General features: G+C 56.8%; 8 protein-coding genes. 7 read left to right on the forward strand and 1 reads right to left on the reverse strand.

Features of this window, described 5'->3' with window-relative positions; all coding sequences use genetic code 11:
• Positions 1 to 9 precede the first annotated feature (9 nt).
• Positions 10 to 2,430 (forward strand): DNA topoisomerase (ATP-hydrolyzing) subunit B, encoded by a 2,421-nt coding sequence (gyrB, locus tag OOT55_RS14005; RefSeq protein WP_265366466.1) that lies wholly within the window; start codon positions 10 to 12, stop codon positions 2,428 to 2,430.
• 293 nt (positions 2,431 to 2,723) lie between these two features.
• Positions 2,724 to 4,661: a sialate O-acetylesterase gene (locus OOT55_RS14010; RefSeq protein WP_265366467.1), complete on the forward strand. Its 1,938-nt coding sequence runs from the start codon at positions 2,724 to 2,726 to the stop codon at positions 4,659 to 4,661.
• 17 nt (positions 4,662 to 4,678) lie between these two features.
• On the opposite strand, the gene OOT55_RS14015 is transcribed toward OOT55_RS14010, so the two are convergent.
• On the reverse strand, positions 4,679 to 5,149 hold the full coding sequence (locus OOT55_RS14015) for an Lrp/AsnC family transcriptional regulator (protein WP_265366468.1): 471 nt from the start codon (positions 5,147 to 5,149) through the stop codon (positions 4,679 to 4,681).
• Positions 5,150 to 5,425: 276 nt separating this feature from the next.
• On the opposite strand from OOT55_RS14015, the gene leuA reads away from it, so the two are divergent.
• The 5 genes from leuA to OOT55_RS14040 all read left to right on the forward strand — a co-directional run bounded on the left by leuA (position 5,426) and on the right by OOT55_RS14040 (position 16,170).
• Positions 5,426 to 7,099 (forward strand): 2-isopropylmalate synthase, encoded by a 1,674-nt coding sequence (gene leuA, locus OOT55_RS14020; RefSeq protein ID WP_265366469.1) that lies wholly within the window; start codon positions 5,426 to 5,428, stop codon positions 7,097 to 7,099.
• Positions 7,100 to 7,357: 258 nt separating this feature from the next.
• Positions 7,358 to 10,129, forward strand: a complete 2,772-nt coding sequence (locus OOT55_RS14025) for a TonB-dependent receptor (RefSeq protein WP_265366470.1) — start codon at positions 7,358 to 7,360, stop codon at positions 10,127 to 10,129.
• Between the two features lie 116 nt (positions 10,130 to 10,245).
• Positions 10,246 to 12,018 carry a diguanylate cyclase gene (locus OOT55_RS14030; RefSeq protein ID WP_265366471.1) on the forward strand — a complete coding sequence of 591 codons (1,773 nt, stop codon included), beginning with the start codon at positions 10,246 to 10,248 and terminating at the stop codon, positions 12,016 to 12,018.
• A gap of 51 nt (positions 12,019 to 12,069) precedes the next feature.
• On the forward strand, positions 12,070 to 12,324 hold the full coding sequence (locus tag OOT55_RS14035; protein ID WP_265366472.1) for a YidH family protein: 255 nt from the start codon (positions 12,070 to 12,072) through the stop codon (positions 12,322 to 12,324).
• Between the two features lie 576 nt (positions 12,325 to 12,900).
• Positions 12,901 to 16,170 (forward strand): TonB-dependent receptor, encoded by a 3,270-nt coding sequence (locus OOT55_RS14040; protein ID WP_265366473.1) that lies wholly within the window; start codon positions 12,901 to 12,903, stop codon positions 16,168 to 16,170.
• Positions 16,171 to 16,228: the final 58 nt, after the last annotated feature.

The raw sequence follows: 16,228 nt of genomic DNA on the forward strand, positions 1-16,228 counted from the left end.
AGCTAGTTTATGTCAGAAGAGAAAAATTACGACTCGTCCAGTATTAAGGTCCTCAAGGGCTTGGACGCGGTCCGCAAACGGCCCGGTATGTACATCGGCGACACGGACGATGGTTCCGGCCTGCATCATATGGTGTTTGAGATCGTGGATAACTCCATTGACGAGGCGTTGGCCGGGCACTGTTCGGAAATTCGCGTTGTTATCCACCCGGATGAAACCGTATCGGTGTCTGATAACGGTCGCGGTATCCCTACCGAAATGCACGAAGAGGGCGTGTCGGCGGCCGAGGTCATCATGACCGTCCTCCATGCTGGTGGTAAGTTTGATGACAACACCTATAAAGTGTCCGGTGGTCTCCACGGTGTGGGGGTATCGGTGGTGAACGCGCTGTCTGAAGACCTGAAGCTGACCATTCGTCGCGGTGGCAAGGTCCATGAACAGGTTTATCACCACGGGGTACCCCAGTCGCCATTGGCGGTCGTGGGTGAAACCGACAGCTCGGGCACGGAGATCCACTTCAAGCCGTCTGCGGAGACCTTTACCAACATCAAGTTCGAATACGACCTTCTGGCAAAGCGCCTGAGGGAACTGTCGTTCCTGAACTCCGGTGTGAGGATTGTCCTGAAGGATGAGCGCTCCGGTAAGGAAGAGGTTTACCAGTACGAGGGTGGCCTGAAGGCCTTTGTGGAGCACCTCAACGCCAATAAAACGCCGATCAACAAGACGGTCCATATCGTCTCCGCTGAGCGGGAAGACGGTATTGGAGTCGAAATTGCCCTCCAGTGGAACGACTCGTTTCAGGAAAACCTGTTCTGCTACACCAACAACATTCCCCAGCGTGACGGCGGCACCCACCTGGCGGGCTTCCGGGCGGCGCTGACCCGTACCCTTAACGCTTATATTGAGCGTGAAGGCCTGTCCGCCAAGGCCAAGGTAGCCACCACCGGTGATGATGCCCGGGAAGGTTTGACGGCCATTATTTCCGTGAAGGTGCCTGACCCGAAATTCTCTTCCCAGACCAAAGACAAACTGGTGTCCTCGGAGGTAAAGACCGCCGTCGAGCAGGAAATGAACCAGATCTTTGGTGAGTATCTGCTGGAAAACCCGAACGAAGCCAAGGCGGTCGTGAGCAAGATGATCGATGCCGCCCGCGCCCGTGAGGCGGCCCGTAAGGCCCGGGAGATGACCCGTCGCAAGGGGGCTCTGGATATTGCCGGTCTGCCCGGCAAGCTGGCGGACTGCCAGGAGAAAGATCCCGCGCTGTCGGAAGTCTACCTGGTGGAGGGTGATTCCGCCGGCGGCTCTGCCAAGCAGGGCAGGGCGCGCAAGACACAGGCGATTCTGCCCCTGAAGGGTAAGATCCTGAACGTTGAGAAGGCCCGGTTTGATAAAATGCTGTCCAGCGCGGAGGTGGGTACGCTCATCACCGCCCTGGGGTGCGGCATTGGCAAACAGGAGTTCGATCCGGACAAGCTGCGTTATCACCGCATTATCATCATGACGGATGCCGACGTGGATGGTTCTCACATCCGCACCCTGTTGCTGACCTTCTTCTTCCGTCAGATGCGCGAGCTGATTGAGCGGGGCCACGTCTACATCGCCCAGCCGCCGCTGTATAAAATCAGCAAGGGCAAGTTTGAGCAGTACCTGAAGGATGAAGCGGCGCTGACCGCGTTTTTGACCCAGTCCGCCCTGGAAGGCGCCAGCCTGCACGTCAACGCTGATGCCCCGGGTATCAGCGGTGAAGGGCTGGAGAAGCTGGTGTACGAGTACCGCTCCGTTATGGACACTATTGAGCGCCTGTCCCGTCTGTATCCACGCGAGATTCTTGAGCAGATGGTGTACCTGCCGTCCCTGACGCCGGAGCATCTGACTGACCAGGGACATATCCAGCAGTGGTGCGATCAATTGCTGGCCCGTTTGAGCCTGGATACCCGCGACGGCAGTCAACGGTATCTGATCACCGTGCGGGAAGACACCGAGCGCCACCTGTTTCTGCCGCAGATCGAAATCATCGCCCACGGTCTGTCACACCACTATCCGTTCACCCATGAGTTCTTCCACTCCGGTGAATACAAAGCGATCATGTCCCTGGGCGAGAAACTGGTTACCCTGATTGAGGACGGCGCCTATATCCAGCGTGGTGAAAAAACCCAGGCCATCAGCAGTTTCGATCAAGGTCTGGAGTGGTTGATGAAAGAGTCCCGCAAAGGCTACAACGTCCAGCGCTATAAGGGGTTGGGTGAAATGAACCCTGAGCAGTTGTGGGATACCACCATGAACCCGGAAACCCGGCGTATGCTGAGGGTGACCGTGCAGGATGCCATTGCCGCCGATCAGATCTTTACCACCCTGATGGGTGACCATGTGGAGCCGCGCCGAGAGTTCATTGAATCCAATGCACTGGCGGTCGCGAATCTGGACGTTTAAAAATCAACCTCAACTCCCAGTGATCTTCGTAGAAAACGGCGGGTAGAATCTCTACCCGCCGTTTTTTTTAGGGTGACTGATTGTTTATTCGGGTCGTTTCAACAAGATCGCTGTGGGGCGCACTCGATCCACGGCGTCGCATTGTCTTCTTCCGCTCCACCGTTGTGTTTTAGTGCGAAGGGACGTGTTGAGGTGGTGTAAAGAGACAGCCTTGTTATAATCAGTACGACTATAACGGTCTGGTCCTTGATGTGTACCGGTGCCACCTTTAATTCCAGGAGAGATCAATAACGATGAAATACCCGATTGGAGCATTTGTGATTGGGGCGGCGCTCAGTAGTGCTGCCGTTCAGGCCGAGGTGACCCTGCCGCGCTTGATCAGCGATGGCATGGTACTTCAACGAGACACGGAAATCCGGGTATGGGGCTGGGCCGATCCGGACGAGGCAGTGAGTGTTCACTTTCAGGGTTTCACGTGGCAAACCGTGACCGCCGACGACGGGCGCTGGCAGCTGACCTTGCCAGAAATGAAAGCCGGCGGCCCCTATGAGCTGACGGTCAAAGGTGAGAACACCCTCACCTTGGAGAATGTTCTGGTGGGGGACGTGTGGCTCGCCTCCGGTCAGTCCAATATGGAGCTGACCATGGCCCGGACCAAACCGCTCTACGCCGAGGAAATGGCCGAAGCCAATTGTCCCGAGATCCGCTTTTTTGAAGTCCCTGACCGCTATCAATTCAAACACCCCGAGCCGGATCTGGACGGCGGTGAATGGCTGTCGGTGTCTCCCGAAACCCTGCCGGGTATTTCCGCAGTGGGTTACTTTTTCGCCAAGGACCTGCATCAGCAATATGACGTTCCGGTGGGTGTGATCAATGCGGCTCTGGGAGGATCACCGGCCGAAGCCTGGTTGAGTGAATCCGCCCTGAAAGCCTTTCCCCATCACCTGGAAGAAGCCAAGCGCTGGCGGGATGATGACCTGATCGAGCAGGTCAGCTCGGCGGATAACGCCCGAGGTCAACAGTGGCGTGAGCGTCGGGATGAACTGGACCCCGGTTTCAAGAACGGTGACGCCCTCTGGGCCAAGCCGGATCTGGACGACAGCGACTGGGAGACAGTGACGCTGCCCGGGTTCTGGGGTGAGGAGGGCAAGGCTAACGGCGTCTGGTGGCTGCGCAAAACCATTACCTTGCCGGAGGACTGGGCCGGTGAAGCGGCCTTTCTGGAAGTGGGCCGTCTGGTGGACGCCGATGTCACCTACCTCAATGGCGAGCGGGTGGGACAAACCGGCTACCAATACCCTCCGCGCTGGTACGAGGTGCCCGAAGGCCTGCTCAAGGCGGGTGAAAACGTATTGACCGTGCGCCTGACCAGTGAAAACGGTCGCCCGGGTTTTGTGGAAGACAAACCCTATGAGCTGCGCCGGGAAGATGACGTCATCGATCTGACCGGTGAGTGGAAGGTCAAGCAGGGCGCGCAATTGGACAACCTGGATCCGCCCACCTTCATCCGCTGGAAACCCATGGGGTTGTACAACGGCATGATTGCACCGCTGACCGATTACGCCATCAAGGGCGTCATCTGGTACCAGGGCGAATCCAATGTCGGCCGTGAAGCGGAGTACAACGAATCCTTCCCCGCCGTGATCAACGAGTGGCGTCGTCAGTGGGAGCAACCCGACCAGCCTTTCCTTTTTGTGCAATTGGCGAATTATCTAGAAGATCGGGATGAGCCGGTGGACAGTGACTGGGCCCGCTTGCGCGAAGCGCAATTGAACACCTTGCGTGTCCCCCACACCGGGATGGCGGTCGCCATCGACGTCGGTGAGTGGAACGATATTCACCCGCTGGACAAACGGACGGTGGGCGAACGGCTGTCATTGGCGGCGCAGGCGGTAGCCTATGGCGATGATCTGGTGGCCTCTGGCCCGATCTATACCGGAATGGAGGTCGAGGGCCGCCTGGTCCACCTGAACTTTGATCATACCGGCTCGGGCCTCGCATCCTGCAACGGTGAACCCCTGGCCGAGTTTGCCATCGCCGGTGAAGACCGCGAATTTGTCTGGGCCGATGCACGCATCGAGGGTGATACCGTGATGGTACAGAGCGCTGAGGTTCGCCGGCCGGTGGCGGTGCGCTATGCCTGGGCGGACAATCCGGATCAGGCCAACCTGTGCAATCGCGAAGGTCTGCCGGCGAGCCCCTTCCGGACCGACGACTGGCCTCGGGAGTAATCGCTCACTAACCGGGTTTATTCCACGGGCAGGGCGGTGCTGTTAATCGGACTTTTCAACACGAAGGACGAATGCACACCGCTCACTCCCTCGATCCGTGTCAGTTTCTGCAGCAGAAACTGCTGGTAGGCATCCATATCCCGCACAATCACCTTGAGCAGGTAGTCCGCAGTCTGGCCGGTGATCAGATGACATTCGAGCACTTCCGGATAGGTGGCAATCGTGTCTTCAAAGGCGGTAAACCGGTCCGGGGTGTGCTTGTCCATACTGATTTCGATAAACGCCATCAGGTTGAGCCCCAGTTTGCGAGCGTTCAGTAGCGCCACGTAGCCATCAATCAGCCCGTCTTCTTCCATCTGCTTCACCCGTCGCAGGCAGGGCGAGGGTGAGAGGCTGATGGCCTCCGCCAATTCCTGGTTGGTGATGCGCCCGCGATGTTGCAGGGTGTCGAGGATCATGCGGTCGTAACGGTCGAGTTTATTGGCCATAGGGGTACGATATTCGGTTCATGTTTGTTTTTTTGGCATAAAATGCCAAAACCTGTTCTATCCGGGTCATCTTAGCAATTTATTGGCGACCTGTAAGCCATATACTATCCCCAATGCCTGATAACGGACGAGCGGCGGGCCACAAGCCCACCCCGGGGATGTCTCTCACTGCCACCCGCAGCGTTCCGACTCCCACTGAACAGCCTACCCGGCTGCCTGTCACCGCTCTCCTCGGGCAACCTTTTGAACTGATGTTTGTGCCAATGGAGCCGAGCCATGATTGCCAACCCCGCCAAGAAGTACCGTCGTTTCGAGCCGATTCAGCTCCCGGACCGTCAATGGCCCAATAAGGTCATTGAGCAGCCGCCGATCTGGATGAGCACCGACCTGCGCGATGGCAATCAGGCCCTGATCGACCCGATGAACGTGGACACCAAGCTGCGCCTGTTCAAAGCGCTGGTGTCGATCGGCTTCAAGGAAATCGAAGTGGGTTTTCCCTCGGCCTCCGACACCGATTTCAACTTTGTACGTCGCCTGATCGAGGAAGATCACATTCCCGATGATGTCACCATTGAGGTGCTTACCCAGGCGCGGCAGGATCTGATTGCCCGCACCGTGGAATCGCTCAAAGGGGCGCGTCGGGCCATCGTGCATATGTACAACCCCGTGGCGCCGGCGTTCCGCCGGATCGTCTACAAGACCGACAAGGCCGGCGTCAAAGAGATTGCCGAGCGCGGTACCCGCTGGGTGAAAGAACTCACCGAAGCCCAGCCGGGCACCGAATGGGTGTACCAGTATTCGCCTGAAGTGTTCTCCAGTACCGAAGTGGAGTTTGCCAAAGAGGTGTGCGATGCGGTTTCCGCCATCTGGCAGCCAACGCCCGAGCGCAAGATGATTTTCAATCTGCCCGCGACGGTGGAAATGTCCACACCCAATACCTACGCCGATCAGATCGAGTGGATGCATCGCAACCTCAATCATCGCGAGAGTATCATTCTGAGTGTGCACCCGCACAACGATCGGGGTACCGCCGTGGCGGCGGCCGAGTTGGCGGTCATGGCCGGGGCCGACCGGGTGGAAGGCTGTCTGTTCGGCAACGGCGAACGCACCGGCAATGTGGATTTGGTGACTTTGGCCATGAACCTCTACTCCCAGGGCATTCACCCGGGCCTGGATTTCACCGACATTGACCAGATCCGTCAGTTGGCCGAAGAGTGCACCCAGCTTCCGGTTCACCCGCGCCACCCCTATGCGGGCGAGCTGGTGTTCACCGCTTTCTCCGGTTCACACCAGGACGCTATCAAGAAGGGCTTTGCGGTGCAGGATCCGGAGGGCTATTGGGAGGTCCCTTATCTGCCCATTGACCCGGCCGACCTCAACCGCAGCTACGATGCCGTGGTTCGGGTGAACAGTCAGTCAGGCAAGGGGGGCGTCAGCTTCCTGCTTCAGCAGCAGGCCGGCTATGAGTTGCCCCGTCGTCTGCAGATCGAGTTCAGCGGCGTGGTCCAGAAAGTCAGTGACACCTCGGGCAAAGAGGTGGCCAGTGGCGATATCTACAAGCTGTTTGATCAGGAGTACCTGCAGGTCAACGCCCCGTATGTGTATACCAGCAGTCGGGTCAGCGACGGCGAAGACGGGGTGGTGAACACCCTGATTCTGGGCAAATACCAGGGTCGGGAAGTGGAGTTGACCGGTACCGGCAATGGCCCGATTGATGCCGCCGCCAAGGCCCTCGGTGAACACGCGGGTCAGACCATTACGGTGGTGGACTATCACGAGCACGGTCTGGGCGCCGGCTCCGATGTGGCTGCCGTGTGCTATGTGGAAGTGAAAGTGGGTGATCACAAACCGGTGTTTGGCGTCGGGCAGGACAAGAACATCGTTGCGGCCGCCATCAAAGCCCTGATTAACGGCGTGAACCGGGACCTGGGGATGACCGCCGCGCAATAACTGGCGCAACAGGGTTCAACGCTTTTGAAACCAGGCCGACTAGCGGCCTGGTTTTTTTATCCCTCTGTGGCTGCTGGCGTGCTGTTACACCCGCCAACAGGCCGTTTTTTGTGACAAACCGCAAGTAAAGTCGCCTAATTTGCGTCGAACCCTTTACCCCATGTAACACCTGTGCCATTATTTGATTGCGCAACCATTTTGGCTGTCGCACCATTACAATAACCCTGTTCTAACAATAAACATTGAGGGAGTTTGAGAATGAAAGCATTCCACCTGAGCCCGCTTGCTCTGGCACTGGCTGCTGCAGCCATGCCGGCTGCCCACGCCCAAGACGAAGGCGCGGGCGCCCTGGAAGAAGTGGTTGTCACCGGCTTCCGCCAGAGTCTGGAACGCGCGCTGGACATCAAGCGCGATTCCGCCAACAACGTCGAAACCATTGTCGCCGAAGACATGGGTAAAATGCCCGACCTGAACCTGGCCGAGTCCCTGCAACGGGTCCCCGGTGTGGCCATCACCCGCGAAGGCGGTGAGGGTCGCAGCATCACCGTGCGCGGCCTGAGCCCGGACTTCACCCGCAGTACCCTGAACGGTATGGAAGTGCCCGGCAGTGCCGGCGGCCTGGACTCCTCCGGCGGCGTCAACCGCGGCCGCTCCATGGACTTCAACATCTTTGCCTCCGAACTGTTCAACCGCATCGATATTCACAAGTCGCCCAAGGCGTCGGTGGAAGAGGGCGGTCTGGCCAGTACCGTGGAGCTGTTTACCGCCAAGCCGTTTGATAACCCCGGCCTGAACGCCAGCGTCAGCGGCCAGTTCACCGTGGATAACGTCGCCAGTGAGTCCGACCCGCGCTTCGCCGCGCTGGTGAGCAACACCTTTATGGACGACACTGTCGGGGTGCTGTTCTCGGTGGCCCATTCCACCCGTACCGTGCGTCAGGAAGGTTTCGGCACCGTGCGCTATACCTCGCCGTTTGCCAACGGTCAGAGCTGGGCGGACACCAGCGGTACCACCATCAACGGCACACCCGACCCGGACACCAACCACCCCGAATACACTCAGGGTGACGATCCACTCGACTACATGTGGACCCCGCGTCTGCCGCGGATGGACTACTTCGGCAACACCCAGGACCGCACCGGGGTGACCGCCGCCTTCCAGTTCCGCCCCACTGATCGCCTGGAACTGGGTCTGGACATTGTCGGCTCCGAGCTGTCCAATGACCGTGAGTCCTACAACTACTTCGCCCAGTTCCGGAACACCTTCGATGAAATCACACCCACCAGTGTGACCCTGGATGCCGCCGGCCGTCAGATCGTCGCCGGTACCTTCCAGAACGTGACCCCGCGTTCGGAAAGCCGTGGCCAGTTCTCGGAAACCACGTTCCTGCAGACCGTGTTCTCCGGTAAGTACGATCTGAGCGATCGCACCGTGCTGAGCTTCATGCTGGGTAACGCCAACTCCGAGCACGATGAAGAACAGTACCGTTTCAACCTGACCGCCTCGGAAGGTCACGACTTCACCTTTGACTTCGGCGCGGACTCCAACATCGCCGAGATGAGCTACGGGTTCGACATCCTGGAGCCATCGAACTACTTCTTCTCCGGCCCGACGCTGCGCAAAGACGTGGTGGACCGTGACAACACCACCTTCCGTCTGGATCTGGAAACCGAGCAGGGCGGTGCCGTGTTCAAAACCGGCTTTATCTACAACGACCGGGAAGTGGACTCACTGCGCTACAACCCGACCGAAGGCACCATCGACGCGCCGGATGAAGTGACCCCGGATCTGGCCACCTCGCTGACCGGCATCGGCATTGATGACTTTGCCAGCGGCCTGGATGCGCCCGGCGGCTTTCCGCGCGACTTCCTGATCGCCCACTTCGACAACACCATTGAAGCCTACGGCGCGGGTCAGTTTACCCCGGTACCGGTGGACGCCTCCTCCTGGAACGTGCAGGAAGAGACCATGGGCCTGTACGGTGAAGTGGACTTTGAAACCCGCGTGTTTGACCGCCCGTTGCGGGTGAACACCGGCCTGCGGATCGCCCGGACCTTCATGACCTCCAGCGGTGCCACCGAAGACCCGGTCACCGGCGAGGCGATCCTGCTGTCCGAGGACAATGCCTACACCGACGTACTTCCGTCGACCAACATCGTGTGGGAAATTGAAGAAGACCTGCTGCTGCGCGCCAACATCTCCCGCAACATCACCCGTCCGGGGCTGGGCAGCCTGTCCCCCACCGTGACCGGTGTGACCCCGATCAACGGCAACATCAGCCGGGGTAACCCGGACCTGGATCCGATGCGCGCCAGCGCCGTGGATCTGGGGCTGGAGTGGTATTTCGACAGCGAAGCGCTGCTGGCGGTGACCCTGTTCCACAAAGACATCGAAAGCTTCATCAGCGGTGACGAAGTGGAAGGACCGCTCAGTCCGGAGCTGCGCCAGATCGTATCCAACTACCCGGCCTACGATCCGGACTCTCCGCTGTTTGAGCCCAACGCCGTGGACATCAACGGTTCGGCCTGGTTTACCTCCCAGCCGGTCAATGGCGATGGTGCCCAGCTCGATGGGGTGGAGATCGCGTACCAGCAGCCGTTTACCTTCCTGCCGGCGCCGTTCGACAACCTGGGTATGATTGCCAACTACACCTATGTGAGCTCCGAGGCGAATTTCGGTTCGGTGGTGAGCACTCTGCCGGGTCTGTCGGAGGACAGCTACAACTTCACGCTGTACTACGAAACCGATCGCTACGGCATCCGTGGTTCCATCAACGGGCGGGATGATTACATCACCAGCCCCAATGGCAGCAACGGCAACGCCCAGGAAGCGACCACCGGCCCGACCCGTCTGGACATGTCGGCGTTCTACAACATCACCGATGATCTGAAGGTGACGCTGGAAGGCATCAACATGACCAACGAGACCGAGCGGTTGTACACCACCGGTCCGCTGGGGGATATGAACCTGGTGCGAGAGTACAACACCACCGGCCGTGAGGTTTACCTCGGCCTGCGTTACAGCTACTGACCCCGGATGGCTCGCCGTGAGGTGAGCCGGGTTGAAGCGGATGGGCGCCACCCTCTGGGGTGGCGCTTTTTTTTCGCCTATACTGCCGGTATCAGCACCGTTAACTTGGCTCCTGCATGATCAAACACTGTACAACAACCGTGGCGAAAACCCGGCCGCGGCCGTCCCTGTTTTGGCCCATCCTGCTATTGGCGTGTGCGAGTGTTCAGGCGCTGGAGCCGGGAATAGCGCTGGAGGGTCTGACCCTACAACCACTGGTAGAACAGACGGAGTTTCGTTCCGCTGACCGGGATGCCACGCTTGAAAACATTCGGGAAGACGGTGGCTTTCAAGCGTTGCACCGAACCGATATCAATCAGGGCATATCAGGACGGGCTTTCTGGTTGCGCACCCGACTGGTCAATACCCGCGATGACCCCGCGTCCTGGATACTGGTCCACAAAACCTCCTACCTCGATCACATCGAACTGTATACTCGCGATAAGAGCGAGCGCGACTTCAAACGCACCCACCTGTCCGACCGGGTGCCCTTTGACGAACGTCCGATTGATTACCGCACGCTGGCGTTTTCGGGCCAAACATCGGGCGAAAGCTACACGGATATTTACCTGAAGGTTTACTACGACAAGCCGGATTCGGTCAGCCTGGAGTTCACCTTGTATTCTCCCGAGGCGTTCGCTCAAGCGGTCCAGCGCGAGAATCTGTGGTTCGGTGCCTACTATGGCGCTTTGGGCGTCATGCTTTTTCTGGCGTTGATTATCGGAGTATTGCTTCGAAGACCGAGTGTGTTCATTTACGCTGCCCTGTTATTGGCAACGGGTTGGAAATGGACCCTGTTGAACGGGTTCGGATTCCAGTATCTATGGCCCAACAGTATTTACGGACACAACGAGGGATTCCATATTGCCTTTTTGCTGTTCGCTATTTGTGCCACTCAATTTTCCAAGTCGTTTCTGAACACCCGAATCCACTTTCCACTCGGGCACCGTTTGCTGCAAGTCATCCAGTTTGTTGCCCTGGCAGGAATAGCGGTGCGCCTGATGGGGGCTTACGAACCGGCGTTACACATTGCGTTTATTACCCTGGCGGTCATTGCGTTCATACTCCCGATCATTGGTGCCCATGCGTGGTACAACGGCCTGCGCTATGCGCGTTGGTACTTTCTGGCCTGGTTGATCTATTCGGTCAGCCTTCTGTTAACGTTGGCCAGTGCCTATCTGAATATCGTTCCCAATGGCATGTATGCGTTGACCCTACTGCAGGTCGGAAGCCTCCTGGAAGCGGTGTTTCTTACCGTCGCGTTGACAGAACGGTTGTTGAATCTGGAAACCGAACGACGCAACGCGCTGGCATTGGCCAATCAGGATCCGCTGACCGGCTTGGGTAACCGGAGGCTGTTGCAGAGCGAGTACGAACGTTTTATCGAGAGTGACACCGCCGAGCGCAAGCCCATGTATCTGATCATGATTGACCTGGATCATTTTAAACAGATCAATGATCACCATGGTCATGATGCCGGGGACCAGGTATTGAGAGAAGTGGCACGGCTACTTCGGGCACATTGCCGGGACACCGATGTCTGTATTCGTTACGGGGGTGAAGAGTTCGCTCTGCTGGTCAGAACCGATACCGCTCAGTCAGCACGGGCCATTGCCGAACGGGTACGGGAAGAATTCGCCGGCACACCGACCCTCTATGACGGCCAATCAATTGCGCATACACTCAGTTGTGGCATCACACCGGTACAGCGCCACGGTCAGGCGCTGAGCGTCAATGAGATGATGAAATACGCCGACCAGGCTCTGTATGAAGGCAAAGCGGCTGGCCGTAATTGCACGGTCATCTATCGCGACAGCCTGTCAAATCCAGCACTTCAAACCATTCAATGAGTCTGTGGTCCATGATTGAAATACTAAGGAATTTGCCTCAGGAGGTATTCAGTGAGTGACACGGATCTGCGAGATCATCTTGCGGTTGAACGAACGCACCTGGCCAATGAGCGGACCTTGCTGTCATACATTCGCACGGCGCTATCCGTCATCATCGGCGGTGGCGTCGTCCTGCAGTTCCTGCCGGAACAGCCGGTACTCAGGGTGCTGGCCTGGGTGGCCATTTTTGGTGGATTGGTCATGGCGGGGATTGGTATTTACCGGTTTTTGAAAGTCCGGCGGGAAATTCCCCGAGTGCAGCCTTGACGATAACCCATATCCTCCGTTTGTTGTTAATCGTGGGATAGGACGTTATCCGATGTGCGACTTTGCGATGATCAGAATTACATCGCTCGGGTTTTTTGGGAATGAGTGCAATCACCGAAGAATTCCAGCCTGAAGCATCACGTTACCCATTCAGATGCCTCGGTTCATGGTGCAATTATCGTTTTGATGTATGGAATTTCGTTAGGCTACCTGACCTAATAAAGCGCAAAATGGCGAAAAATAACTGGCGCATAGAACCACAATTTATTAGAAGGCGACTGTTAGTAATACTTGGCTCTTTAGCGAAAAATCGCCCAACTTGGCCTTGAATTGTGCCACCGCCTGTGCAAAGATCTTTGGGTAACGCTCAAAAAAAGTCTGTAAAACCTACCACAATCAACCATTTAAACAGACAGATTGAGTGCGAATAAAAATCCGAAAACGCAGTACAGGACAATCCGTACAGACACGTACTTTAAAACATCAATCGGATTCAAAAGCGGCGTCAGTCCGTCTGAATCACAGAAAAACGCTTCAACCTAAATAAATTAAAAAGTAGTAGTCGAGGGAGACAAAATGTTTCATAAACGTATGCTGTCACTGGCGGTGTCGCTGGTGGCTGGTGGTTCCCTGCCCCTTGTTGCCCATGCTCAGGATGATCAGGCTGCCGAGCCCATGCTGGAAGAAATTGTGGTCCAGGGGGTGCGTCAGGCCGAACTGAACGCTCGCGAGATGGAGCGCAACAAAGACATTTTCAGCTCCGTCATTTCTCAGGACGACGCCGGTAACTTCGCCGACCAGAACGTGGCCGAAGCCCTGCAACGTCTGCCGGGTGTGACGCTGCAGAAAAACGATGGTCAGGGCGAGTTCGTCAACATCCGTGGTATGGGCGCCGGGTTTGTCGGCGTCAGCATGAACAACTCGGAAATGGCCAGCGCCAGCGGCGACGGCCGTGCCGTCGGTTTGAACACCATTCCTGCCGACCTGATGGGTTCCATTGAAGTCTTCAAATCTCTGACCCCGGATATGGATCTGAACTCCATCGCCGGTCGGGTCAACGTAAATTCCGTGACTGCGTTCGATCGTGGTGAGGACACCCTGAGACTTACTCTTCAAGGATCCCAGCACGAGCAGCGCGGGGAGTTCTCGCCCAAAGCGACATTAATCGGCACCAAAATGTTTGCCGATGACACTATTGGTCTTGCAGTTTCTTTCTCCCACGAAGAGCGTGGAACCGAGGTAAATCAGATAACCAACGAGGCGGGCCTTCGCTACATTCGCCCAGCCCGTCCGGGTATTGGTCCCAGCAGTGAGTTTGATGGGAATGAATTTACCTCCCGCGATTATGCCGATAACTACTTCTACAACTTTGAAGATGAAGACACACTCGGTGCCGATCCGTACGTGACATTGCCCCGAATGTTGACCCCCAACAATTTCGAGATCCGACAAGACGAAAGTGTGCGTACCCGAAGTGCCGCCACGGTGGATCTTGGGTGGCGCCCGGGTACTGACCACGAGTACAACCTTCGCGTAGCGCGCACGGATTACACTGACGAAGAGCTGACCCTGCGAGAGTACTACAACTTCGGCGCGGGTGATGAACGGTATGTCAGTTATGTAAACCCTGATTTCGAACCTAACCTGGAAGCTGATCTACCCTATACCGGCCTGTTCGCTGTCGGTAACGCCGACTTGCAGCACCGTATTTATATTCAGGAAGCCAAAGACGAGAACACCACGATTACCCTCGACGGTAAGAACATCTTCAACGACTCTTGGACGTTGGATTACGAGTATCATATATCCAATAGCGAGCGAACCAATCCTGACGACCGTCGTATCCAGTTTAGAAAACGCTATCTCCCGATGATTGGGCAACTGGACAAAGAAAACATTACCGCCCGAATTATTGCCAACAGCCAACTTCGTTTCCTGGCGGACTCACAGGACAATCCCTATCCAGCCTCGGGTATTCCGGGCACCAATGGATACAGTGGACAGCGTCCCTACGTACTGGGAGAGCGTTACCAGCCAGGTATGGATTACGACAACCTGTATCTGGAAGACGGCTTGCGGGAAGACGATCTCACCCAGTATGAAGTCAACCTTGAGAAAGAGTTTTTCGATGGTTGGCTGAACTACGTCAAGGGCGGCGTTCTGATGAAGGAGCGTGAGCGTAACCGTGAACGTGTGGCTTTGAGTGTAGCACCCTTCGATTACCCTGACGGCTGTGAAGGGGACCGAGAATGTCTTGATTGGTCGAACACAAGCATCGGCTTGGCAGATTTCGAAACCTACACGCCACGAAATCCGCGGTTTGACCACGATTTTGTGACGGTTGATCAGGCGGAAACCGTCATTGCGGCGACTCGCCGTATCCCTGAATGGTTGGACCCTCTTCGGTCCGGTGCTGCCAGCAACAGCCAAAACTATCGGCTATTTGAAGATAGTCAGGAAGCTTACCTGATGGCCGAGTTCCAGGTTGCCGATAACGCGACACTGATTGCCGGCGCACGTTATGTGAATACCGAATTTGGCTCTACCGGTTACCTGACCATGCGCCATGATCGCTTCCAGCAAGATGAAGGTTTTGTGCGTGACATCGTCATGCCACTGACCGATCCTGATGGCGGTGAGTTCGTCACCAATGAATACGACGGAATCTACCCCGGTGCTCACCTTCGTTGGGACGTGACGGACAACTTACTGGCCCGGGCCTCCATCTGGACCAGCTATACACGGCCGAGTTTCGGTGAAGCTGCTGCGCGGGCCGAGTTCAGCGATCGCGTCAAACTCTGCCGCGAGACACCTCTGAATGAAGGCACCAACAACGAACGCGAACGTTGCAGTGACAATATTCAGGGTGAGCTGGGTATTCAGCCGACTCCGGGTGATGATGGTTTCGTTCGGGACATTGCTGAAACCCTCTCTTTGGCGCCCGGCGGTAACGCACTTGAATTGGGTAATACCGATCTGGTCGCCATGGAGGCCACCAACTTTGACGCGTCTCTGAGCTGGTACGGCCCCAATGGACATTTCTTTGAGGCGGCCGTTTTCTATAAAGACATCACCGATTATGTGGTCGATGTTCGCGGCCTGAGCCTGGCTCGCAGTGAGCTGCCCGAAAACGTCCGTTCTGCCCTGGATCAGCTGGATTCATCGGATGGTGGTTTGCCGACCTATGAGAACTTTACTCAGAATATTTTCCAGATCGGCGAGGACTTCACCTTCCACAATGTGGATACCACCATTAACGGTGAATCGGCGATGGTCTATGGTCTCGAGTTGAGCTATTCGAGATTCTTTGACAATGGTCTGTTCGTCAACTCCAACCTGACCTTGCTGGACAGTGAGGCCGACGCGGGCGAAACAGTCCGAGCCGACAAGACCGCCATGCCCAATCAGGCGGATGTGACGGCTAACCTGACCCTGGGTTGGGAGAATGAGTTTTTCTCTGCTCGTGTGATCGGGAACATGCGCAGCGAAATCCTGACGCAGATCGGTACCTGTTCACAAGCAGACATCGATCGCGACAACGAGTGGGCCCGGGTCAATACGGCCGGTGCGGAAGGGGCTCTGGATGGTGCTGCGGGAGACGGCACCGTCTATACAGAGTACTGCCAGCGCTGGGCGGACGTGTTTCACGATGACGTGACCGGTGTAGACGTAAAGTTGACCTACAACCTGACACCGGAAATCAAATTCTACCTGGATGTCCTGAATGTCACGGAGCATGTTGACGTGTTCTATTACCGAGGCGACCAGTACTCTAACGGTAATGTACTGGAGTTCTCTGAAGGGCTTGGCCGTACCTATCAGGCGGGCGTAAACATTCGCTTCTGATAAGTAGGGTGCTTGATGCACCGCTTCCCATGAAGTGGTGCATGAATTGAAAGATCCT

The sequence above is a fragment of the Marinimicrobium sp. C6131 genome (genome assembly GCF_026153455.1).
Lineage (GTDB): Bacteria > Pseudomonadota > Gammaproteobacteria > Pseudomonadales > Cellvibrionaceae > Marinimicrobium.

Coding starts and splice junctions, on each gene's coding strand:
- leuA (WP_265366469.1), top strand. CDS start 5,426: ATGATTGCCAACCCCGCCAAGAAGTACCGTCGTTTCGAGCCGATTCAG.
- OOT55_RS14025 (WP_265366470.1), top strand. CDS start 7,358: ATGAAAGCATTCCACCTGAGCCCGCTTGCTCTGGCACTGGCTGCTGCA.
- gyrB (WP_265366466.1), top strand. CDS start 10: ATGTCAGAAGAGAAAAATTACGACTCGTCCAGTATTAAGGTCCTCAAG.
- OOT55_RS14040 (WP_265366473.1), top strand. CDS start 12,901: ATGTTTCATAAACGTATGCTGTCACTGGCGGTGTCGCTGGTGGCTGGT.
- OOT55_RS14015 (WP_265366468.1), bottom strand. CDS start 5,149: ATGGCCAATAAACTCGACCGTTACGACCGCATGATCCTCGACACCCTG.
- OOT55_RS14010 (WP_265366467.1), top strand. CDS start 2,724: ATGAAATACCCGATTGGAGCATTTGTGATTGGGGCGGCGCTCAGTAGT.
- OOT55_RS14030 (WP_265366471.1), top strand. CDS start 10,246: ATGATCAAACACTGTACAACAACCGTGGCGAAAACCCGGCCGCGGCCG.